Annotated in this window: 22 protein-coding genes; 7 read left to right on the top strand and 15 right to left on the bottom strand. The window is 64.7% G+C overall.

Features of this window, described 5'->3' with window-relative positions; translation table 11 throughout:
• Window positions 1–86: 86 nt before the first annotated feature.
• Window positions 87–794, top strand: coding sequence for a PA5502 family lipoprotein (locus HU751_RS15735; protein WP_186732114.1), 708 nt, complete (start codon window positions 87–89; stop codon window positions 792–794).
• A 137-nt stretch (window positions 795–931) separates the two neighbouring features.
• On the opposite strand, the gene katE is transcribed toward HU751_RS15735, so the two are convergent.
• Window positions 932–3,076 (bottom strand): catalase HPII, encoded by a 2,145-nt coding sequence (gene katE / locus HU751_RS15730; protein WP_186732213.1) that lies wholly within the window; start codon window positions 3,074–3,076, stop codon window positions 932–934.
• A 211-nt stretch (window positions 3,077–3,287) separates the two neighbouring features.
• Between katE and HU751_RS15725 the strand changes: the two genes are divergently transcribed.
• From HU751_RS15725 to HU751_RS15715, 3 genes are all read left to right on the top strand, one after another.
• On the top strand, window positions 3,288–4,295 hold the full coding sequence (locus tag HU751_RS15725; RefSeq protein WP_050703191.1) for a methionine ABC transporter ATP-binding protein: 1,008 nt from the start codon (window positions 3,288–3,290) through the stop codon (window positions 4,293–4,295).
• The gene (locus tag HU751_RS15720) at window positions 4,295–4,966 is read left to right on the top strand and encodes a methionine ABC transporter permease (protein ID WP_050703190.1); all 672 of its coding nucleotides are present in this window, start codon (window positions 4,295–4,297) and stop codon (window positions 4,964–4,966) included. Before HU751_RS15725 ends, HU751_RS15720 begins: the two co-directional genes overlap by 1 nt.
• Window positions 4,967–5,030: 64 nt before the next feature.
• Window positions 5,031–5,801, top strand: coding sequence for a MetQ/NlpA family ABC transporter substrate-binding protein (locus tag HU751_RS15715; protein ID WP_050703189.1), 771 nt, complete (start codon window positions 5,031–5,033; stop codon window positions 5,799–5,801).
• 108 nt (window positions 5,802–5,909) lie between these two features.
• Here HU751_RS15715 and HU751_RS15710 read toward each other — a convergent pair whose 3' ends face one another.
• Genes HU751_RS15710 through HU751_RS15690 form a run of 5 tightly spaced genes read right to left on the bottom strand, consistent with a single transcriptional unit; the run spans window position 5,910 to window position 9,793 of the window.
• The gene (locus HU751_RS15710; protein WP_028688687.1) at window positions 5,910–6,542 is read right to left on the bottom strand and encodes an SCO family protein; all 633 of its coding nucleotides are present in this window, start codon (window positions 6,540–6,542) and stop codon (window positions 5,910–5,912) included.
• A complete protein-coding gene (gene cyoE, locus HU751_RS15705) occupies window positions 6,539–7,438 on the bottom strand; it encodes a heme o synthase (RefSeq protein ID WP_186732115.1) in 900 nt (299 codons plus the stop codon). Before cyoE ends, HU751_RS15710 begins: the two co-directional genes overlap by 4 nt.
• On the bottom strand, window positions 7,423–8,496 hold the full coding sequence (locus HU751_RS15700; protein WP_186732116.1) for a COX15/CtaA family protein: 1,074 nt from the start codon (window positions 8,494–8,496) through the stop codon (window positions 7,423–7,425). Before HU751_RS15700 ends, cyoE begins: the two co-directional genes overlap by 16 nt.
• A gap of 9 nt (window positions 8,497–8,505) precedes the next feature.
• Entirely contained in the window at window positions 8,506–9,084 is a 579-nt protein-coding gene (locus HU751_RS15695; RefSeq protein WP_186732117.1) for a PA_0111/PP_0108 family redox-active disulfide protein, read from the bottom strand.
• On the bottom strand, window positions 9,050–9,793 hold the full coding sequence (locus HU751_RS15690; RefSeq protein ID WP_186732118.1) for an SURF1 family protein: 744 nt from the start codon (window positions 9,791–9,793) through the stop codon (window positions 9,050–9,052). The genes HU751_RS15695 and HU751_RS15690 overlap by 35 nt, the downstream gene beginning before the upstream one ends.
• A gap of 63 nt (window positions 9,794–9,856) precedes the next feature.
• On the opposite strand from HU751_RS15690, the gene HU751_RS15685 reads away from it, so the two are divergent.
• Window positions 9,857–10,060: a twin transmembrane helix small protein gene (locus tag HU751_RS15685; RefSeq protein ID WP_023628968.1), complete on the top strand. Its 204-nt coding sequence runs from the start codon at window positions 9,857–9,859 to the stop codon at window positions 10,058–10,060.
• An 84-nt stretch (window positions 10,061–10,144) separates the two neighbouring features.
• Here the strand turns inward: HU751_RS15685 and HU751_RS15680 are convergent, their stop codons facing one another.
• From HU751_RS15680 to coxB, 4 genes are read right to left on the bottom strand one after another with little or no spacing between them, the layout of a single operon-like run.
• Window positions 10,145–11,032, bottom strand: a complete 888-nt coding sequence (locus tag HU751_RS15680; RefSeq protein ID WP_050703184.1) for a cytochrome c oxidase subunit 3 — start codon at window positions 11,030–11,032, stop codon at window positions 10,145–10,147.
• 16 nt (window positions 11,033–11,048) lie between these two features.
• On the bottom strand, window positions 11,049–11,606 hold the full coding sequence (locus tag HU751_RS15675) for a cytochrome c oxidase assembly protein (RefSeq protein ID WP_050703183.1): 558 nt from the start codon (window positions 11,604–11,606) through the stop codon (window positions 11,049–11,051).
• Window positions 11,607–11,616: 10 nt separating this feature from the next.
• Window positions 11,617–13,206 carry a cytochrome c oxidase subunit I gene (ctaD, locus tag HU751_RS15670; RefSeq protein ID WP_050703182.1) on the bottom strand — a complete coding sequence of 530 codons (1,590 nt, stop codon included), beginning with the start codon at window positions 13,204–13,206 and terminating at the stop codon, window positions 11,617–11,619.
• Window positions 13,207–13,249: 43 nt separating this feature from the next.
• Window positions 13,250–14,377, bottom strand: a complete 1,128-nt coding sequence (gene coxB, locus HU751_RS15665; RefSeq protein ID WP_186732119.1) for a cytochrome c oxidase subunit II — start codon at window positions 14,375–14,377, stop codon at window positions 13,250–13,252.
• 381 nt (window positions 14,378–14,758) lie between these two features.
• Between coxB and HU751_RS15660 the strand changes: the two genes are divergently transcribed.
• Entirely contained in the window at window positions 14,759–15,400 is a 642-nt protein-coding gene (locus HU751_RS15660; protein WP_186732120.1) for a hypothetical protein, read from the top strand.
• A gap of 157 nt (window positions 15,401–15,557) precedes the next feature.
• On the opposite strand, the gene HU751_RS15655 is transcribed toward HU751_RS15660, so the two are convergent.
• From HU751_RS15655 to prlC, 5 genes are all read right to left on the bottom strand, one after another.
• Complete coding sequence (locus HU751_RS15655) at window positions 15,558–17,093, bottom strand: SulP family inorganic anion transporter (RefSeq protein WP_189657257.1); 1,536 nt, start codon at window positions 17,091–17,093, stop codon at window positions 15,558–15,560.
• 188 nt (window positions 17,094–17,281) lie between these two features.
• Window positions 17,282–18,001 (bottom strand): carbonic anhydrase, encoded by a 720-nt coding sequence (locus tag HU751_RS15650; protein ID WP_050703179.1) that lies wholly within the window; start codon window positions 17,999–18,001, stop codon window positions 17,282–17,284.
• Between the two features lie 297 nt (window positions 18,002–18,298).
• On the bottom strand, window positions 18,299–19,354 hold the full coding sequence (locus HU751_RS15645) for a PA0069 family radical SAM protein (RefSeq protein ID WP_189657258.1): 1,056 nt from the start codon (window positions 19,352–19,354) through the stop codon (window positions 18,299–18,301).
• 111 nt (window positions 19,355–19,465) lie between these two features.
• Complete coding sequence (locus HU751_RS15640; protein ID WP_050703177.1) at window positions 19,466–19,747, bottom strand: YheV family putative zinc ribbon protein; 282 nt, start codon at window positions 19,745–19,747, stop codon at window positions 19,466–19,468.
• Complete coding sequence (gene prlC, locus HU751_RS15635) at window positions 19,744–21,792, bottom strand: oligopeptidase A (RefSeq protein WP_367616961.1); 2,049 nt, start codon at window positions 21,790–21,792, stop codon at window positions 19,744–19,746. Before prlC ends, HU751_RS15640 begins: the two co-directional genes overlap by 4 nt.
• A 102-nt stretch (window positions 21,793–21,894) precedes the next feature.
• Between prlC and HU751_RS15630 the strand changes: the two genes are divergently transcribed.
• Entirely contained in the window at window positions 21,895–22,443 is a 549-nt protein-coding gene (locus HU751_RS15630; RefSeq protein ID WP_011531504.1) for a gamma carbonic anhydrase family protein, read from the top strand.
• The last annotated feature ends 60 nt before the right edge of the window (window positions 22,444–22,503 follow it).

Below are 22,503 nucleotides of genomic sequence, written 5' to 3'. Positions count from 1 at the left end.
CTTGCAGGTCTGACAAGACCAGTTTTCGAGCGTGCGCACCTGGGTGTAGACTTGCTCGCTTTTTGCGCAAATAGAGAGTCGCAGGAATGAAGCCGTTCGCCTCACGTTATCTGCTTGTTGCCGCGTTTTCCCTGTTCCTGGCCGCCTGCTCCAGCAAGCCGGCCGAGCAGCCGGTCGCGCCTGCCCAGCCGGATGCCTGGCAGCAGCTGGAACAAAGCATCGCCAGCAACGAATTGGCCACCGCCGAGGACCAGCTGGCCGCACTGCAGGCCCAGGTGCCGGGCGATGCGCGCCTCGAACCGCACCAGCGCCAGCTGGCCGAGGCCTACCTGCAACGCAGCCGCATCGTCCTGCAAAAGGGCGATGTGAATGCCGCCGCCACCGCGCTGGCCCGCGCCCGGGCGCTGATGCCCCAGGCACCGGCCCTGACCGGCGGCGATGCCATGGCCCAGGCGCGCAAGGCCGAGCTGGAAAAGGCCGAGGCGGCGCTGAAGGCGGCCGAGTCCAAGCCCAAGGCCCGGGTCATCGACCCGACCGCGCCCAGCACCGTCGTGGCGCTGAAGACCACCGACAGCCGGGCGATGCGCCGCCAGCTGGATGACATCGCCGCCGACGTGGTGAACTACCAGTGCGAGGTGGTGTTCCAGGTGCCGCGCACCCAGGACGCGCCGTGGCTCAAGACCCTGCTGGAGAAGCGCGTGCGCAGGCTCGACAGTGGTTTCGAGCTTGAGCAGAAGCATGAGATCCAGCGCTCGCTGCCGGCGCAGGTGGTCTTGATCCCTCATCAGCAGTGATCAATCGCGGGGCAAGCCCGCTCCTACAGGGGTTATGCGATCCCTGTAGGAGCGGGCTTGCCCCGCGAAAGGGCTGCAAAGCAGCCCAGGCAACTCCAGGCCGAGCACCAACTATCGACACTTGAAAGGGCTGATTCTTACGCTGGTATCGCCTCGGCAGCCGTCTCCCGCGCCCACACTCGATGCCCCTCTAGCGCCTTGAAGAACCCATCGAACGCCTTCTGCCCATCCCCCAGCAGCAGCCCCGCGTCCTCCTTCAGCCCCAGTTTGTTCAGCAGCAGCTTGCCTTCACTGCTTACCCCAATCGGCTTGAGATGCTTATAGGCTTCCAGCAGGAAATGCCTGGCCACGCCGCTTTTCTCCAGCGCCTCCAGCGACACCTTGCCCGCCGGCACCCACACGCCATCGAACATCACCGACGGCATGCCTTCCATGGAGGCATCCACCGGCAGTGGCGTGCCATCGGCAGCCTTGACCGGCGCCGAGGTCGAGCCCAACAGCACGGGACGTGCGCGCTTGGCCTCCAGCGCCTTCACAACCTTGTCGACGCTGCCGGCATCCACGCCATCGGCCACCAGAATGGCGACCTTGCGCCCACTGATGCCGATCGCACCGGGATGGTTCATCTGGCTCAAGGCCTTTGACTGCGCGGGCTTGCTGCCTTTTACCTTGACCGTCCCGGACTTGGGTGCCGGCAGCCCGAGTCTGGCCGCCACCGCCGCCGCCAGCTTGAGGTCGATGTTGGCGAGGATCTCGTTCACTTCCCGGGCGCGAATCGCCTCGCGCTCCACCTTGCCCAACTCGAAGCTGTAGGCCTTGATGATGTGCTGCTGCTCCGTCGGGCTCATGCTCTGGAAGAACAACCGGGCCTGGGAAAAATGATCGCCGAACGATTCGCTGCGCTGGCGGATCTTGTGGGCATCGATACGCTCCCCATAGCTCTCGAAGCCGCCATCCCGCGCGGCGGGCGGCGTCTCTTGCGGCCAGCCGCCATCGATGGAGTTGGGCTCGTAGGCGGCGCGCCCCTTGTCGAGGGTCATGCGGTGCATGGCATCGCGCTGGCTGCTGTGGTTGGGGGCAACAGGACGGTTGATCGGGATCTCATGGAAGTTCGGCCCGCCCAGGCGGCTGATCTGGGTATCGGTGTAGGAGAACAGCCGGCCCTGCAGCAGCGGGTCGTTGCTGAAGTCGATGCCCGGGACGATATGCCCTGGGCAAAAGGCGATCTGCTCGACCTCGGCGAAGAAGTTGTCGGGGTTGCGGTCGAGCACCATCCTGCCCAGCGGTGTCACCGGCACCAGCTCTTCGGGGATGAGCTTGGTCGGGTCGAGCAGGTCGAAGTCGAATCTGTGCTCATCGGCCTCGGGGACGATCTGCACGCCCAGCTCCCACTCCGGGTAATGGCCGGTCTCGATGGCCTCCCACAGGTCGCGGCGGTGGTAGTCGGTATCCTTGCCCGCCAGCTTCTGCGCCTCGTCCCACAGCACCGAATGCACGCCCTGGCGCGGCTTCCAGTGGAACTTGACGAAGCTTCCCACGCCCTCGGCGTTGACCAGGCGGAAGGTATGCACGCCAAAGCCTTCCATCATCCGCAGGCTGCGCGGGATGGCGCGGTCGGACATGGCCCACATGACCATGTGCGCCGACTCCGGCACCAGCGAGACGAAGTCCCAGAAGGTGTCGTGGGCCGAGCCGCCGGTGGGCATCTCGTTGTGCGGCTCGGGTTTCACCGCGTGGACGAAGTCGGGAAACTTGATCGCGTCCTGGATGAAGAACACCGGCATGTTGTTACCGACCAGGTCGAAGTTGCCCTCGTCGGTGTAGAACTTCACGGCGAAGCCCCGCACGTCACGCACCGTGTCGCCCGAGCCACGTGGCCCCTGCACGGTGGAAAAACGCACGAACACCGGGGTGATCTTTTCGGGATCCTGCAGGAAACCGGCCTTGGTCAGTTCGCCATGGCAACCGTAGCTCTGGAAATAGCCGTGGGCGCCACAGCCCCGGGCATGGACGATGCGTTCCGGGATGCGCTCATGGTCGAAGTGGGTGATCTTCTCGCGCATGATGAAGTCTTCGAGCAGCGAAGGCCCGCGGGCGCCGGCCTTGAGGCTGTTCTGGTTGTCGGCGATCCTCACGCCCTGGTTGGTGCGCAGCGCCTGGCCGCTGGCGTCGCTGCGGAAGGCTTCCAGGCTCTGCAACTTGGCGTTGGTGTTGGCCTTGTCGGGGGTTTCGGTGCCCGCGACCGGGCTCGGCTGCGGCGCCTGGGGCTTCTTGCTGGGCATCATCGGCTCTCCTCATCAGTACTTGGGCTTGTTCAAGTAGATGACTGGGAGGCCTTCGGATGCGTTCAATCGGATTGCCGACCGTCGCGATATGCCGATTGGATTGGAGCATTGCGAAATTAATGCTAAGAACAGGCAGGGGAAAAGGCTAAAATGCGCGACCCCAGCTAACCGCTGACCCAAATTCCATGCGCCCCACAAGGTTCGCTCAGTGATCGAGTTTCAAAATGTCCACAAGACCTACCGCGTCGCCGGTAGGGATATCCCGGCCCTGAACCCGACCAGCCTGACCATCGAAGATGGCCAGGTGTTCGGCCTGATCGGCCACTCCGGTGCCGGCAAGAGCACCATGCTGCGTCTGATCAACCGCCTCGAGGAGCCATCCGGCGGCAAGATCGTGGTCGACGGCGAGGACGTCACCGCCTTCGACGCCAACCAGCTGCGCCGCTTCCGCCAGCAGGTCGGGATGATCTTCCAGCACTTCAACCTGCTGGCGTCCAAGACCGTCGCCGACAACGTCGCCCTGCCGCTGGTGCTGGCCGGGGAGTTGCCGCGCGGCGAGATCGACAAGCGCGTCACCGAGCTGCTGGCCCGCGTCGGCCTGTCCGAGCACGCCAAGAAGTACCCCGCGCAACTGTCGGGCGGACAGAAGCAGCGCGTCGGCATCGCCCGCGCCCTGTCCACCAACCCGAAGATCCTGCTGTGCGACGAGGCCACCAGCGCCCTCGACCCGCAGACCACCGCCTCGGTGCTGCAACTGCTGGCCGAGATCAACCGCGAACTGAAGCTGACCATCGTGCTGATCACCCACGAGATGGACGTGATCCGCCGGGTCTGCGACCGCGTGGCAGTGATGGACGCCGGGCAGATCGTCGAGCAAGGCCCGGTGGCCGACGTGTTCCTGCACCCGCAGCACGCCACCACCCGACGCTTCGTCCAGGAGGACGAGCAGGTCGACGAGAACGAGCAACGCGACGACTTCGCCCATGTGCCGGGCCGCATCGTGCGCCTGACGTTCCAGGGCTGCGCCACCTACGCGCCGCTGCTGGGCACCGTGGCCCGCGAAACCGGTGTCGACTACAGCATCCTGGCCGGACGCATCGATCGCATCAAGGACATTCCCTATGGCCAGCTGACCCTCGCCCTGATCGGCGGAGACATGGACGCGGCATTCGCCCGCTTCACTGCAGCTGACGTACATATGGAGGTACTGCGTTGATGGACGCCCTGAATTTCTTCGCCAACGTCGACTGGGCCGAAATCTGGCTGGCCAGCATCGACACCATGATCATGCTGTTCGGCTCGCTGTTCTTCACCGTGCTGCTGGGCCTGCCGCTGGGCGTGCTGCTGTTCCTCTGCGGGCCGCGGCAGATGTTCGAGCAGAAGGGCGTCTACGCGCTGCTGTCGCTGGTGGTGAACATCCTGCGCTCGCTGCCGTTCATCATCCTGCTGATCGTGATGATCCCGATCACGGTCCTGATCACCGGCACCTCGCTGGGTGTCGCGGGGGCCATTCCTCCGCTGGTGGTGGGGGCCACACCGTTCTTCGCGCGCCTGGTGGAAACCGCCCTGCGCGAGGTGGATCGCGGCATCATCGAAGCCACCCAGTCGATGGGCGCCACCACCCGCCAGATCATCACCAACGCCTTGCTGCCGGAGGCCCGTCCGGGCATCTTCGCGGCGATCACCGTCACCGCCATCACCCTGGTCTCGTACACCGCCATGGCCGGCGTGGTGGGCGCGGGCGGCCTGGGCGACCTGGCCATCCGCTTCGGCTACCAGCGTTTCCAGACCGACGTGATGGTGGTCACCGTGGTCCTGCTGCTGATCCTGGTGCAGGTGCTGCAAAGCGTCGGCGACAAGCTGGTCGTGCACTTTTCCCGTAAGTAACCCCAATGGGGTCGGCCTGGCCGACCCGTTCGGGGGCCGTCGCGGCCCTCACAAGGAGTGATCAATGAAGAAGCTGCTTGCTGTTGTCGCCGCCGTCGCGGCCTTCTCGGCCCACGCCGAGACCCTGACCGTCGCCGCCACCCCGGTGCCGCACGCCGAGATCCTCAAGTTCGTCCAGCCGCAGCTGGCCAAAGAGGGCGTGGAGCTGAAGGTCAAGGAATTCACCGATTACATCCAGCCGAACGTGCAGGTCGCGGAAAAGCGCCTGGACGCCAACTTCTTCCAGCACCAGCCATACCTGGATGAGTTCAACAAGGCCAAGGGCACCCAGCTGGTCAGCGTTGCCGGCGTGCACCTGGAGCCGCTGGGCGCCTACTCGAGCAAGTACAAGAAGCTCGACGAACTGCCATCCGGCGCCACCGTGGTCATCCCCAACGACGCCACCAACGGCGGCCGTGCCCTGCTGCTGCTGGACAAGGCTGGCGTGATCAAGCTCAAGGACAGCAAGAACATCCTGTCGACCGTGAAGGACATCACCGGCAACGACAAGAAGCTGAAATTCCGCGAGCTGGAAGCGGCCACCATCCCGCGCGTGCTGACCCAGGTCGACCTGGCGCTGATCAACACCAACTATGCGCTGGAAGCCAAGCTGAATCCGGAGAAGGACGCCCTGGTGATCGAAGGCAGCGATTCGCCTTACGTGAACATCCTGGTGGCGCGTCCGGACAACAAGGACGCCGATGCCATGAAGAAGCTGGCTGCGGCCCTGCATTCGCCTGAGGTGAAGCAGTTCATCACCGAGAAGTACAAGGGCGCGGTGATTCCGGCGTTCTAAGCTGACATCCCCGGGGCCGCTTTGCGGCCCATCGCGGGGCCAGCCCGCTCCCACGCCAGATTGCGTTCTGGTGTGGGAGCGGGCTGGCCCCGCGATTCATTTCTACGGTCAGTCGCGCTTGACCAGCCCCGGCAACTGCGCCACCAGCTTCTGGTTGTTGAACGGCGCACGGATGAACCCGCGCTGGCGCCCATCCGGGCCGACCACCGCCAGGTTGCCACTGTGATCCACGGTGTAACCCGGCTTGCTGGTATCGGCCGGAATGAACGGGATGCTCAAGGCATTGGCCAGCTTCTGGGTGTCCTCGATCGACCCTGCCACCCCGACGAAGTCCTTGTCGAAGTAGCCCAGGTACTGCTTGAGCTGGTTCGGCGTGTCGCGGTTCGGGTCGACGCTCACCAGCACCACCTGCAAACGCTCCAGCGCCTCCTTGGGCAGCTCGCTCTTCACCTGGCGCAGCTGGGCCAGGGTGGTCGGGCAGATGTCCGGGCAATAGGTGTAGCCGAAGAACAGCAATGACCACTTGCCCTTGAGCTGGTCAAGCACCAGCGGCTGGCCGTTCTGGTCGGTCATGGTCACGTCGGGCACGGTGCGGCTCTGCGGCAGCAGGATGATGCCGGCATCGATCAGCTCGGTGGGGTTCAACTGACCACGGTCGTTGAGCACCTTGTTGACGGTCAGGCCCATGATCAGCGCGACCAGGGCAACGAGGATGAAGACGGTTTTCTGGGTTCGGGTCATAGGTTCAGCAACAGGTAGTGGTCTACGAGCAACGCGATGAACAGGGCGAACAGGTAGCCGATAGAGTACTTGAACGTCTTGATCGCCGCGTGCGGCCGGGTGCCACGGTACAACACCCAGGCCCAGTGCAGGAAGCGCAGGCCCAGCACCAGGGCACAGGCCAGGTACAGCGGTCCGCTCATGTGGATGGCATAGGGCAACAGGCTCACCGCCAGCAATATCAAGGTGTAGAGCAGGATGTGCAGGGCCGTGTAGTGCTCGCCGTGGGTAACGGGGAGCATGGGAATATCAGCTTTTGCGTACTCCTCCTTGCGATGAATCGCCAGGGCCCAGAAGTGCGGTGGCGTCCAGGCGAAGATGATCAGCACCAGCAGCAGTGGTTCGGCCCCCAGGTGCCCGCTGACCGCCACCCAGCCCAGCAACGGTGGGGCCGCTCCTGCCAGGCCGCCGATCACGATGTTCTGCGGTGTGGCACGCTTGAGAAAGCCGGTATAGAGCACCGCGTACCCCAGCAGCGAGGCCAGCGTGAGCCAGGCGGTGAGGGGGTTGGTGAACGCCAGCAGCAGGGCCATCCCCGCCACGGCCAGCAGCAAGGCGAACAGCAACGCCGGCAGGGGCGCGACCCGGCCCTGGGCCAGCGGGCGCTTGTGGGTGCGGGCCATCAGCGCATCGACGCGGCGGTCGACCACGTGGTTGACCGCCGCCGCGGCCCCCGCGCACAAGCCTATCCCCAGGTTGCCGAACAGCAGGACGCTCCAGGCCACCCCCGCGCGGGTGGCGAGAAACATGCCCACCAGCGAGGTGATCAGCATCAGCACCACCACCTTCGGTTTGGTCAGCTCCATGTAGTCGCGCCATCCGGCGCGCTGGCGTTCCGTGCTCAGAAGCGTCGCCACGAATCGTTCCTCATGTGATGGGAAAGGTGCACGCCGGTCACTGGCGTCAGGCGCCAGCCGTGGCCCACACGGACCTTGTCGACCACGCGGATGCGGTAGTTGACCAGCACCATGCACAGCAGCAGCAGGGCGCCGCCGGCGTTGTGCGCGACGGCCACGCCCAGGGGCAGGTGGAACAGCACGTTGCTGATGCCCAGGCCCAGTTGCAGCGCCAGCGCCAGCAACACCAGGCGGGCCAGGCCACCGAGACCATGGCGGTGCAGCTTCCAGCTCAGGGTCAGCAACACCAGCATCACCAGCATCGCGCCCAGGCGATGGCTGATATGGATCGCGGTGCGCGCGTCACTGTCCAGTTGCCCGCCGAGGTAATTGGGGCCGACGTGCTGGGTCAGGTGGAAGCCGTTGCTGAAGTCCGCCGCCGGCCACCACTGGCCGTGGCAGGTGGGCAGGTCTATGCAGGCCACCGCCGCGTAGTTGGCGCTGACCCAGCCCCCCAGGGCGATCTGGCCGATGACCACCAACAGCGCCAGCGCGGCGATCCGGCGCAGGCTCAGCGGCAATTTCGGCAATGGCGCAAAGGCCCGGGATAGACGCAGGGACAGCAGGAAAAGCAGGCTCACCGTGGTGAACCCGCCGAGCAGGTGCGCGGTGACTACCTGGGGCCAAAGCTTCAAGGTAACCGTCCACATGCCGAACGCCGCCTGGGCCAGTACCACAGCCAGCAGCAGTACCGGCAGGCGGTAGGGCTGGCCGTCGCGGGCATGCCGGCGTACGGCCTGGAAGGCGAGCAGGGCGATCACCAGCGCCAGGGTGCCGGCGAAATAGCGATGGACCATCTCGGCCCAGCCCTTGGCTTCTTCCACCGGGTGCTCGGGGAAGTGCAGCTCGGCATGGGCCAGCTGGGCATCGGTCTTGGGCACGCTGATGAAGCCGTAGCACCCCGGCCAGTCGGGGCAGCCGAGACCGGCATGGGTCAGCCGGGTATAGGCGCCGAGCAGCACGACAAGCAGCGCCAGCAGGGTGGCGAACACAGCGAGACGGAATCCGGGTCTGGCCATGGCGGCCTCCTAGCCGATGTTGGACAGCTTGAGCAGGTGGCGCAGGTCGTCCAGTACATGCTTGCCGTTGACCTTGGCGTCGTAGCGCAGCACCAGGTTGCCGTGGGGGTCGACGATCCACAGCTGCGGGCCCGCTTCGCCGACCTTCTGCACATAGCGCTGGGCGTCCAGCGGGTAGCGCTGCAACTGCGGGTATTCGCGGCCCAGCAGTGCCTGGTAGTCGGCAGCCAGTGGCTGGGCCACCGCCAGGGCATGGCTGGCACGGCTGGCGTCGCGGCCCAGGCCGACCTGGATCTGCCGGGCCAGGTACACCAGTTGCCGGCACTCCTCGGCGCAGGCCTCGGGGGCGCTGACCAGCAGCTGCCAGCGCTCGTCCCGGGCATCGATGCCGATGTCCGCGCGGCCCTCGCCGTTGCCGATCATCACGCCGTGATAGCTGCGCCCCTCCGGCACCCAGAACTTGAGCTTGTACATGAAGGTGGCAAGGATCATCGGCCCGAGCACAACGAACAGGATCAGCAACAGTTGCAGACGACCCCGCGGCTTGCGGCGGTCAGGCACGTCCAGTGGACTCGTGGCGGCGGCCATGGTGGTTCTCCTTGTCGTTGTGATGCCAGCCGAAATACAGGTAGAGCAGCACCAGCGTGGTGGCCAGGGCGAACCACTGCACGGCGTAGCCCTGGTGCTTTTCCGGGCCCATGGCGACCACCGGCCAGTCCAAACGATAGGCGGCCGGGCCGGGCTGCAGGCGCAGTTCCTGGGCAAAGCCTTCGCGGCCCAGCTGTAGCCAGAGCCCGGCCGGGTCGATTGCCGTCAGCAGTTGCGGCCAGCGGCCGTCCGGGTTGTCCGGGTGCAGCTGGAAGGTCTTGCCCGGCGCCACGTAGACCGTGGCGTCCAGCGCCAGGGCCTGGTCCGGGGTGTCGAAACGCACCGGCACCCGGCGATCGGGCCAGGGCAGCCAGCCGCGGTTGACCAGCAGCCACAGCCCGCTGGCCTGGTCGTGGAAGGGTTGCAGCAGCTCGACGCCGGCCTTGCCGTCGCGCATCTGGTTGTCCAGCAACAGGCTGTGCGCGGCGTCGAAACGGCCATACAGGTGCACCGGGTAGAACGCCGGGTCTGGCAGTTGGCGCAGCTGTTCGACAGCTACCGGCGCCTCGATCTGGCGCTCGGTGTAAGCGGCGAGCAGGTCGCGCTTTTCGTCGGCGCGGCGCAACTGCCAGCAGCCGAGCGCGATCAGCCCCGGCAGCAGCGCGAGCACCACCAGGGTCGGCAGCAGGCCGGGGCGAAACGGCTTCACCGGGGCCTCGTCAGGTCGAGCGCTATACTTGTACCCATCACCGCATCCCCCTGGAGTTACGCCATGCTCAAGGCCGCGATAGTCCTGATGCTGCTGGCCACCATCGCCAGCCTGTTCAGTGGCCTGGTGTTCCTGGTCAAGGACGACGACCAGTCGACCCGCCTGCTCAAGGCCCTTACCGTGCGTGTTGCCCTCGCCACCCTGACCATCGCGCTGGTGGCCTGGGGGCTGATCAGCGGGCAGTTGGTGTCGCACGCACCCTTCTGAGATCACTGAACTTTTCCTCGTGGGAGCGGGCTTGCCCCGCGATTGCAATCGCGGGGCAAGCCCGCTCCCACGAGATGCAAGGCCCTAAAGCACATACACAAAGATGAACAACCCCACCCACACCACATCCACGAAGTGCCAGTACCAGCTCGCCGCCTCGAAACCGAAGTGCTTGTCCGGCTCGAAGTGCCCGCGCATCACCCGGCAGAACATCACGAACAGGATCAGTGTCCCCAGCGTCACGTGGGCGCCGTGGAAGCCCGTAAGCATGAAGAACGTCGCGCCATAGATCCCCGACCCCAGGGTCAGCCCCAGCTTGTTATAGGCCTCGTGGTACTCATAGGCCTGCAGCGCGAGGAACCCCAGCCCCAACAGGATGGTCAGCCCCAACCACAGTTTCAGCGGGCCACGATGACCTTTGCGCAGGGCATGGTGGGCGATGGTCACGGTCACGCTGGAGCTAACCAGCAGGATGGTGTTGATCAGCGGCAGGTGCCACGGGTCGATGACTTCCTTCGGTGGCGGGAACAGTTTCGGGTCCGGCGTGTGCAGCAGCGGCCAGACGAACTCGAAGTTGGGCCAGAGCATGTGCGCCACGCCCTTGGCTCCATCGCCCCCCAGCCATGGCCCGGCCAGCACCCGCACGTAGAACAGCGCGCCGAAGAAGGCCAGGAAGAACATCACCTCGGAGAAGATGAACCAGCTCATGCCCCAGCGGAACGAGCGGTCCATCTGCGCGCTGTACAGCCCGGCATGGCTCTCCTTGATCACCGCGCCGAACCAGCCGAACAGCATGTACGCCAGGAACAGCCCACCGACGAAGAAGATCAGTGGCCCGTGGGATTCCGGGTGGCCGGCCTTCAGGTCGTTGAACCAGGTGCCCAAGCCGAACACGGTGATGAACATGCCGATCGTGGCGATGATCGGCCACTTGCTCTGCGCCGGGACGTAGTAGTGCTCGTGGCTTGCCATGCTTGATCTCCTTCCCTCAACGGGCGGCCTCGGTCGCGGCATGGGCGACCGGCGGGTGGCGAGCGGTGATGTCGAACAGGGTGTAGGCCAGGGTCAGGTGCTTCACCGACTCCGGCAGGTCGCGGTCGACGATGAAACGCACCGGCATCTCGATGCGCTCGCCCGGCTGCAGCACCTGCTGGGTGAAGCAGAAGCACTCGGTCTTGTGGAAGTACGCCGCAGCCTCCGCCGGGGTGATGCTGGGGATGGCCTGGGCACTCATCGGCTGGTTGGTCGGGTTGCGGGCGATGAAGATCATCTGGTTCACCGCCCCCGGGTTGACTTCGATCTGGTCGGCGGTGGAATGAAATTCCCAGCTCATGTCACCGGCGTTGGTGGACATGAACTGCACCCGCACCGAGCGCGACGGGTCGCTCACCTGGGTGCCCGCGTATTGCCCGCCGGTCTTGCCGTTAATGCCGAAGGCCTTGCACATCACGTCGTAGATCGGCACCAGGGCGAAGCCGAAGGCGAACATCACCACGGTCAGCATCAGCAGGCGGCTGACCAGGCGTTTGAGCGACAGGCCGTCCATGGGCGGGCTCCTACTTCACTTCCGGCGGGGTCTGGAAGGTGTGGTAGGGCGCCGGCGACGGGACCGACCACTCCAGGCCTTCTGCACCGTCCCAGGGCTTGGCCGCTGCCGGCGCGCCGCCGCGGATGCACTTGATGACGATGAACAGGAAGAAGATCTGCGTGGCGCCGAACATGAACGCGCCCACCGACGAGACCATGTTGAAGTCGGCGAACTGCAGGTTGTAATCCGGGATGCGTCGCGGCATGCCGGCCAGGCCGACGAAGTGCATGGGGAAGAAGGCCAGGTTCATACCGACGAACGACAGCCAGAAGTGCAGCTTGCCGAGGGTTTCGTCGTACATGTGGCCGGTCCACTTCGGCAACCAGTAGTAGGCCGAGGCAAAGATGCCGAAGATCGCCCCGGGCACCAGCACGTAGTGGAAGTGGGCGACCACGAAGTAGGTATCGTGGTACTGGAAGTCCGCCGGCGCAATGGCCAGCATCAAACCGGAGAAACCACCGATGGTGAACAGGATGACGAAGGCGATGGCGAACAGCATCGGTGTCTCGAAGGTCAACGAGCCTTCCCACATGGTGCTGACCCAGTTGAACACCTTCACCCCGGTGGGCACGGCGATCAGCATGGTCGCGTACATGAAGAACAACTCGCCCACAACCGGGATGCCGACCACGAACATGTGGTGGGCCCAGACAATGAACGACAGGAAGGCAATCGCCCCGGTGGCGTAGACCATCGAGGTGTAGCCGAACAGCGGCTTGCGCGAGAACGCCGGGATGATCGAGCTGACCGCGCCGAAGGCCGGCAGGATCATGATGTACACCTCGGGGTGGCCGAAGAACCAGAACACATGCTGGAACAAGACCGGGTCACCACCGCCGGCGGCGCTGAAGAAGCTGGTGCCGAAGTGGATGTCCATCAGCATCATGGTCACCACGCCGGCCAGCACCGGCATCACCGCGATCAGCAGGAACGCGGTGATCAGCCAGGTCCAGACGAACAGCGGCATCTTCATCAGGGTCATGCCCGGGGCGCGCAGGTTGAGGATGGTGGCGATCACGTTGATCGCGCCCATGATCGAGCTGATGCCCATCAGGTGGATGGCGAAGATGAAGAAGGTCACGCTGGCCGGAGCGTAGGTGGTCGACAGCGGGGCATAGAAGGTCCAGCCGAAGTTCGGCCCGCCACCGGGGCTGAACAGGGTCGAGACCAGCAGCAGGAACGCCGCCGGCAGCAGCCAGAAGCTGAAGTTGTTCATCCGCGGCAGGGCCATGTCCGGCGCGCCGATCATCAGCGGGATCATCCAGTTGGCCAGCCCGACGAAGGCCGGCATCACCGCGCCGAACACCATGATCAGCCCGTGCATGGTGGTCATCTGGTTGAAGAACGCCGGCTCCACTATCTGCAGGCCGGGCTGGAACAGCTCGGCGCGGATCACCATGGCGAACGAGCCGCCGAGCAGGAACATGCTGAAGGCGAACCACAGGTACATCGTGCCGATGTCCTTGTGGTTGGTGGTCAGCACCCAGCGCATCAGGCCCTTGGCCGGGCCGTGGGCGTGTTCATGACCGTGGGCGTGGTCGTCGATCACTGCACTCATGTCCTGTCTCCTGCAATCCACTGACTGCCGCGGCTAGCCCGGCTCATTGCGCTTCGGCCTGCTTGAGCGCCAGCACGTCCTTCGGCGTGACCATGTCGCCCTTGTTGTTGCCCCAGGCATTGCGCTCGTAGGTGACCACGGCGGCGATATCGACTTCCGAAAGCTGCTTGCCGAACGCCGCCATGGCGGTGCCGGGCTTGCCGTGGAAGACGATGCCCAGGTGGGCTTCCTTGGGCCCGGTGGCGATCTTCGAGCCCTTGAGCGCCGGGAACATCGGCGGCAGGCCCTGGCCTTCGGCCTGGTGACAGGCCACGCAGGTGGTGTGGTAGACCTTGTCGCCGCGGGCGACCAGCTCTTCGAGGGTCCATTCCTTGCTGGTCAGCTCCTTGAGCTTGGCCGCCTCGGCCTTGCGCTCGCCGAGCCAGGTGTCGTAGTCGGCCTTGGACTTAACCTCGACCACCACCGGCATGAAGCCGTGGTCCTTGCCGCACAGCTCGGTGCACTGGCCACGGTAGATGCCCGGCTTCTCGACCCGGGTCCAGGCCTCGTTGACGAAGCCGGGGATGGCGTCGCGCTTGACCGCGAAGGCCGGCACCCACCAGGAATGGATGACGTCGGCGGCGGTCACCAGGAAGCGCACCTTGGCGCCCACCGGCAGCACCAGCGGCTGGTCGACCTCGAGCAGGTAGTGCTCATCCTTCGGCGATTTGTTGTGGATCTGCTCGGCGGGGGTGGCCAGGTTGCTGAAGAACTCGACGTCCTGGCCCAGGTACTTGTAGTGCCACTTCCACTGGTAGCCGGTGACCTGGATGTCGATATCCGAGTCGCTGGCGTCGTAGATGTCGATCAGGGTCTTGGTGGCCGGGATGGCCATGACTACCAGGATCAGGAAGGGAACCACCGTCCAGAGAATCTCGACCCAGGTATGCTCGTGGAAGTGCGCGGCTTGTTGCCCGGTCGAGCGGCGGTGGATGACCATCGACCAGAACATCGCGCCGAACACCACGATACCGATGATCACGCAGATCCAGAAGATGGTCATGTGCAGGTCGAACACTGCGTGGGAGACTTCCGTCGCCCCGGGCGCCATGTTCACCGTCCATGCTGCCTGTGCCTGACCGAAAACCGACCACAGCAACAGGCCCATCCAGACATGTGGATGTCGCATCATTGCGGGTTCCCCTTATCGTTCTTGTAGTCCCGGAGGCGTGGACGACCTGCTACGACAAAGGGGGGAACGGTGGCCAAGACTGCCTGGCTTCGACGACCGAGCCCCCTGCTTAAGGCAGTCGGGCCTCATCAACGAATCACGTTTCACCCGGAGTATAGACACCGACCAATGGTGCGCAACGCAGGGCTTGAAATGATCTTCACGTAACCAAACGTTTGCGCTGAAAGCCGCATGAATACTGGGCCGAGGCACAATAATGGCACTTTGATATAGCCAATTTCCTACACGTATCTCAGCGATATAACAAATGCGTCTTAGCGATTCTCGTAAGCAAGCTAACTTAGTGTCTTCCGTTTGTAACGCCATGTCCCTGGAGTTGTCATGAACATCGCTGCTGTACGCGAGCAGATCGAAAACGCCCATCAACATGAGAGCCGCACAGGCCAACTGAAAGCCCGCCTCGAACTGCAACTGCCACACCTGCATCCGTCGATCCAACTGCCTGAGCAGGATGCCCAGGGTACCTTGGCGCGCTTTGTCGGCGCCTACATCAACGAGGTTCCGGAACTGCTCGAGGCCGCGCACAACGTGGCGCTCGAAGCAGGCATCGAGACGCAGATCAAACCGGTACTGAAGATTGCCGAGGCCTATTTCCTGCAGCCGCCGAGCGTGATGGCGGGGCAGGTCGGGCTGGACTGCCTGCTGGACGAGGCCTACCTGGCGCATCGCCTGGTCGAGGAGGTCAACGACCTGTATATCCGCCATTTCCAGCAGCCGCTGATTCCGGTGGATACCACGGTCGCCAACCTGATCGCCCATCAGCTGATCGGCGAGACGTTTGCCAACCAGCTGGATGAGGTGGTGCATCATTCGGTGGACAAGATGCTCGATGAGGAAAGCTTTGCCGTGGAATCGGTGGAGATCTACCGCGACAAGCTGTCGAGCCCGGAAACTGGCGCTGCGTGGAAACGCTGGCCGTGCCTTTCGCGCCAGCTTGGTGTGGAGCTGGGGCAATCGGCCTGAGCAAACCTCAAAATTGCCGGGGCCGCTTTGCGGCCCTTTCGCGACACAAGGCCGCTCCCACAGGTTCAGTGCATGATTCAATTTCTGCGCTGTATCTGTGGGAGCGGCCTTGTGTCGCGAAAGGGCTGCGCAGCAGCCCCAGGATCCTCAGATCAGACTAAGCCCCAACCCCCGCGGTAGTCCGCAACCTTCCCTCCACCCGCCGCTTCAGACGCCGCTGCTCCAGCACCAGCCGCGAACCCTTGGCCGCGCCACTGCGCCCCCAATCCTCCAGCAGTTCCAGGCAGGAATGGTCGATATAGCTCAGGTTGCCCAGCGGCACATGCAAGGTGGTCCCCTCCGGCACCGTATCCAGCACCTGAGTCAGCGCCGGCACCTTGAGAAAGGTCGCCGCCCCACTCAGACGCAACTCCATGTGCCCCGGCGTACCCAATACCACCAGGTTGATCTTCAACCGCGCCGCCTTCAACGCCAGCTTCAGCAGGGTCAGGGCAAAGCCCAGCAGCACGCCGGTCAACAGGTCGGTAAAGATGATCGCCAGTGCCGTCGCCGCATAGGTGAACATCGGCATCCGCCCATAACGGCCCAGCCCACGGAACGCCTTGAAGTCCACCAACTTGACCCCGGTATAGACCAACACCCCGGCCAGGCTGGCCACAGGGATCTGCTGCAGCACGCTGCTCAGCGCCACCACGAAGGCCAGCAGCCAGAGCCCATGGAAGATCGCCGAGGCCCGTGTCCGGGCACCGGCCTGGACGTTGGCCGAGCTGCGCACGATCACCCCGGTCATCGGCAGCGCACCAAGCACCCCGCAGAGCATGTTGCCGATGCCCTGCGCCGACAGCTCACGGTCGAAGTCCGAACGCTGGCCGCTGTGCATACGGTCGACGGCTGCGGCGGACAGCAAGGTTTCGGCACTGGCGATGAAGGCCAGAGCGAAAGCCGCCACCAGCAGGGTCGGGTCGGCCAACTTGAGCAGGTCATCCGGACGCAACCAGTCGATGGCCTCGGACAGATCGGCCGGCACCTGAACGCGGTTGACCGGCAGCGCCAGCCACAGGCTGACGGCGGTCATCGCCGCCACTCCGAGCAGGGCGCCGGGAATGAAGCGCAGGCGTTGCGGGCGCAGGCGCTCCCAGCCCCACATGATGGCGATGGTGCCCAGTCCAAGCGCGCCGGCCTGCCAACCATTGCCCGCGCTTTCCAGCGGCAGGGCCGAAGCCAGCGTCGCCGGGAAGCCCAGCAGGTTGTCCACACCCGAGGGCTGTGGTGCCGTATCGAACATGACATGCACCTGGGACAGCACGATCAGCACGCCGATCCCGGCGAGCATGCCATACACCACCGCCGGCGCCGTGACCCGGAACCAACAGCCCAGGCGCAGGCGCCCGGCCAGCAGTTGCAGCAGACCGGCCAGCAACAGGATCGGCCCGAGCATGGCCATGCCGTGCTGGCGCACCAGTTCGAACACCAGCACCGCCAGCCCCGCCGCCGGGCCGCTGACCTGCAAAGGCGAGCCGGCGAGAAAGCCCACCACGATACCGCCGATGATGCCGGTGATCAGTCCTTTGGCCGGTGGCATGCCCGAGGCGATGGCAATGCCCATGCACAACGGCAGGGCGACCAGGAAGACCACCACCGAAGCCAGCAACTCGCGCGGCAGGGCCGCCTTTATCTGTGTCATGTTCACCATGTAGCTCCTTTCTAAATTCACGGCCATTCCGCTGGCCGCTAGCACGGGGAACCCTGAATGACGCGCAGGCGCGGGCCGCCAGCGGGTCTGCCGGCAAGGCATTCAGGGAGATTCAAGGCAGGCGAAGGCCGCGCCGCACCCATCGGGTGCAGCCGGCAATCAAGGCTTTTTCAGCGTGTTCGGGTCGCTTAGTAGCGGCCTCTCGGTGTGGCAGAGGGGATCGGCTGACCTGCAGTCAGCGGCAGGAAGCGATCGCTGGCGGCGTCGTAGGCTTCGATCTGGCTGGTCTCGATGTCATACAGCCAGCCATGGATGTGCAACTGGCCCGCAGCCAGGCGCGAGGCCACCGATGGGTGGGTGCGCAGGTGGTGCAGCTGGGCGATGACGTTTTCCTTGGTCACCAACTGCATGCTTTCGTGCGGGGTGTCGCAGGAGCAATTGTCTTCGACCACGGTACGCGCCACCTCGGCGTGGCGCAGCCAGGCCGCGACAGTCGGCATCTTGTCCAACGAGTGCGGGTTGAGCACCGCGCGCATGGCGCCGCAGTCGGAGTGGCCGCAAACGATGATGTGATGCACGCCCAGGGCCAGCACCGCGTATTCGATGGCGCTCGACACACCGCCGTTCATCTGGCCATACGGCGGCACGACGTTGCCGACGTTACGGGTGACGAACAGGTCGCCCGGCGAGCTCTGGGTGATCAGTTCAGGCACGATGCGCGAGTCGGCGCAGGTGATGAACATGGCGCGCGGTTTCTGCGCGGTGGCCAGTTTCTTGAACAGCTCTTGCTGCTCGGGGAAGACTTCGGTGTGGAACCGCAGGAAGCCGTCGACGATATGCTTGAGGGCGGCATCGGCGCTTTCGGCGGGTGCGGCCGGGACAACCTTGGATGGGTCCTTGACGGGCATGATTCATCCTCTTGACGGTTTGAAAGTGAATTCCATGTTACCGGGGAAAGATTGGGGTGACGCGGGGATTTAGATGACGCGCACGGGTAAATAATCACAGTCACTGCTGACTCATGACTCACGCTAGCGTAGGAAACTTAACTGAAACTTAATTGCGCAGGCTCTAGAACGGGCGTTCTAGATGGGCGAGGGGAGTGCTGGATAATAGCAAAAAAGCATCAGATGCCAAGCTTCATGAGTGAAATTGTTGGGTTGTCTTAGTTGTACTTATAGCTCCTGATCCGAGAAATTACGCTGCTAGAACAACGCCATCTGTGCGCCCGGGACGCAGAAGGCGGTGCAATCGAGCTGCAGTTCCTCACGCCCCTCGAACCCCAGCCGCCTGGCTGCCTTGCGAAAGCGCTGGGCCAACAGCTCGGCGAACACTCCTTCGCCGCGCATCCGGGCGCCGAAACGGCTGTCATACAACTCGCCCCCCCGGCTCTGGCGAATCAGGCTCAGCACATGCGCGGCCCGCTGTGGGTAGTGATCCTGCAGCCACTGCTCGAACAACGGTGCGACCTCCAGCGGTAGGCGCAGCATCATGTACGCCGCGCTTTGCGCACCGGCCTCCATTGCCGCCTCCAGCAGATGCTCCAGCTCACTGTCGTTGATCATCGGGATCATCGGCGAACACAGCACGCCCACCGGAACGCCGGCCTCGCGCAGCACGCGGATCGCTCGCAAACGCGCCTTGGGGGCGGCCGCGCGGGGTTCGAGGGTGCGCTTGAGCTCATCGTCGAGGGTGGTGAGGCTGATCATTACCCGCACCAGGCGTCGGCTGGCCAGTTCGCAGATGAGATCAAGGTCGCGCAGTATCAGCGAGCCCTTGGTGACGATAGTCACCGGGTGGCGGTAGCGCAGCAGCACTTCGAGCAGGCGTCGGGTGAGCTGGTGCTCACGCTCGATGGGCTGGTAGGGGTCGGTGTTGGAACCCAGGTTGATCGGTGCGCAGACGTAGCCGGGCTTGCTCAATTGCTGTTCAAGTACCTCGGCGGCATTGGTCTTGGCGATCAGCCTGGTTTCGAAATCGAGGCCGGGAGAGAGGTCCCAGTAGGCGTGGCTGGGGCGGGCATAGCAGTAGATGCAGCCGTGTTCGCAACCGCGGTAGGGGTTGATGGAGCGGTCGAAGGGCAGGTCGGGGGAGGTGTTGCGGGCGATGATGGTCTTGGCCGTCTCGATCCGCACCTCGGTGCCCTGGGTGAGTGGGACTTCCTGGTACCAGCCATCGTCCTCGGCTACTGAAATGCTCGGGGCGAAGCGGTTGTGGGGATTGTCGGCGGTGCCGCGGCCACGAATGGGGGCTGGTTTCATGATGAGAACCCGGATTGCTGTATATGCATACAGTAATCCGGGTTCAGCAGGATAGCTACAACCGATTATCGCGGGGCAAGCCCGCTCCCACGCTTGCCGCGTGATTTACCTTCAATCCTGCGGCTTCTTCAGCTTCGGATTGGGGAAGAACTGCACGGTCTGCACCTTGGCCGGCGCCGCCTTGGGCGCCAGGTGGTTGACCCGGGTGCCCAGCTCCGAGGGTACCGACAGGCCCTGTTCATTCAGGGTATCGGTGAACCCGCAGGCCACGCACTCGCGGTGCGGCACGCCGTCTTCGTTCCACATCATCAGCTTGTCCATCTCGCTGCACGCCGGGCATACCGCCCCGGCGATGAAACGTCGCTTGCTCTTGCTCACGGCTACCTCGCTCACGCCGCGTCCTCGGTGAGGCCGCTGTGGCGCAACAGTGCATCGATGGAAGGCTCACGGCCGCGGAAGTCGACGAACAGCACCATCGGCTCGCGGGAACCGCCACGGGCCAGGATGGCTTCGCGGAAGGCACGGCCGGTCTCGGCGTTCAGCACACCTTCTTCCTCGAAGCGCGAGAAGGCATCGGCCGACAGCACTTCGGCCCACTTGTAGCTGTAGTAACCCGCCGCGTAACCGCCGGCGAAGATGTGCGCGAAGCTGTTGGGGAAGCGGTTGTAGGCCGGCGGGCGCATCACCGAGACCTCGTCGCGCACGCCTTCGAGCACCTGCAGCACGCCGCGGCCGTCGCCGTGGGTGGCGTGCAGCTCGAAGTCGAACAGCGAGAACTCCAGCTGGCGCACCATCATCATGCCGGACTGGAAGTTCTTCGCCGCCAACATCTTGTCCAGCAGGTCTTGCGGCAGCGGTTCGCCAGTCTCGTAGTGGCCGGAAATCAGCGCCAGGCCCTCGGGCTCCCAGCACCAGTTCTCCATGAACTGGCTCGGCAGCTCCACCGCGTCCCAGGCCACGCCGTTGATGCCGGACACGCCGGCATGCTCGATGCGGGTCAACAGGTGGTGCAGGCCGTGGCCGAACTCATGGAACAGGGTGGTGACTTCGTCGTGGGTCAGCAGCGCAGGCTTGCCGGGCGTGGCCGGGGTGAAGTTGCACACCAGGTTGGCCACCGGGCTCTGCAGCGAGCCGGCGGCGGTGCGGCGATGATCGCGGGCACCGTCCATCCAGGCGCCGCCACGCTTGTTGGCGCGGGCATAGAGGTCGAAGAAGAAGCGGCCGACGTGCTGGCCGTTTTCCTTGATCTCGAACAGGCGCACGTCCGGGTGCCAGCTGTCGAAGCCCTTGAGCTCGGCGATCTCGATGCCGTACAGGCGCTGGACGATGGCGAACAGGCCGGACAGCACCTTGTCGATCGGGAAGTAGGCGCGCAGGGCTTCCTGCGACACGCTGTAGCGCTGTTCGCGCAGCTTCTCGCCGAAGTAGCCGGCGTCCCAGCTGGCCAGCTCAGGGGTGCCCTGCTCGGCGGCGTAGGCCTTGAGCTGCTCCAGGTCCTGGGCGGCGAACGGCTTGGATCGCTTGGCCAGGTCACGCAGGAAGCTCAGCACCTGGTCGCTGGACTCAGCCATCTTGGTGGCCAGGCTCAGCTCGGCGAAGTTCGGGTAGCCTAGCAGCTTGGCCAGCTCCTGGCGCAGGTCGAGGATTTCTTCCATCACCGGGCCGTTGTCGAACTGGCCGGCGTTCGGGCCCTGGTCGGAGGCGCGGGTGCAGTAGGCGGCGTACAGCTCTTCGCGCAGGGCGCGGTCGTCGGCGTAGGTCATCACCGCGTAGTAGCTGGGGAATTCCAGGGTGATCAGCCAGCCGTCGAGGCCCTTGGCCTGGGCGGCGGCGGCCATCTGCGCCTTGGCCGAATCGGTCAGGCCGGCGAGGGCGGCCTCGTCGGTGACGTGCTTGGTCCAGGCCTGGGTGGCGTCGAGCAACTGGTTGGAGAAGCGGCTGCCCAGCTCGCTGAGCTTGCTCTGCACTTCGGCATAGCGCTGCTGCTTGTCGGCGGGCAGGTCGATGCCCGACAGGCGGAAGTCGCGCAGGGCGTGGTCGATGATGGTTTTCTGCGCCACATCGAAGCCAGCGGCCTCGGGGCTGGCGGCCAGGGCTTCATAGGCTTCGAACAGGGCACGGTTCTGGCCCAGTTCGGTGGAATAGGCGCTCAGGGCAGGCAGGCACGACTCGTAGGCCTCGCGCAGTTCCTGGCTGTTGCACACCGCATTGAGGTGGCTGACCGGGCTCCAGGCGGCGCCCAGGCGGTCGTTGAGTTCGTCCATGGCCAGCACCAGGCCGGCCCAGGTCGGGTTCTTGCCCTGCTTTTCGAGGATCTCGGCGATGGCCTTGCGGTTGTCGGCGAGGATCTGCTCGATCGCCGGCAGCACATGCTCGGCGCGGATTGCCGAGAAGGGCGGCAGATCATGGGACTGCAGCAGCGGGTTGTTCGCACTCACGGTTCGGGTACCTTGGCAGGAGAAACACGGGACCATCTTAATTACAATCGACGCCGACCGCAGCAGGCAGCCTGCCTATCGGCATTGCAGAGGAACACTATCATGGCCCTCCGGACCTTCCAGCAACACACGCCGAAAGTGGGAGCACGGGCCTTCGTCGACCGCTCGGCGGTGGTCATCGGCGACGTCGAGATCGGCGCGGACAGCTCGATCTGGCCGCTGACCGTGGTGCGCGGCGACATGCACCGCATCCGCATCGGCGCGCGCACCAGCGTGCAGGACGGCAGCGTGCTGCACATCACCCACGCCGGGCCGTTCAACCCCGACGGCTTTCCACTGATCATCGGCGACGAGGTGACCATCGGTCACAAAGTCATGCTGCATGGCTGTACCCTGGGCAACCGCATCCTGGTCGGCATGGGCAGTACCATCATGGACGGCGCCATCGTCGAGGACGAGGTGATCATCGGCGCCGGTAGCCTGGTACCGCCGGGCAAGCGCCTGGTCAGCGGCTACCTGTACATGGGCAGCCCGGTGAAACAGGTGCGCCTGCTGAGCGAGCAGGAACACGCGTTCTTCCCCTACAGCGCCGGCAACTACGTGAAGCTCAAGGACCAGCACCTGGCCGAAGGCTACGACCAACCGGAATGACCCCATCGCGGCGCAAGCCCGCTCCCACGACCGTCGCATGCCCCGCGATGGCGTCCAGAT

The organism is Pseudomonas peradeniyensis, from assembly GCF_014268935.2.
GTDB classification, from domain to species: domain Bacteria; phylum Pseudomonadota; class Gammaproteobacteria; order Pseudomonadales; family Pseudomonadaceae; genus Aquipseudomonas; species Aquipseudomonas peradeniyensis.
Note: the sequence above shows the minus strand (reverse complement) of the source record. Positions and strands in the feature narration are given on the sequence as shown.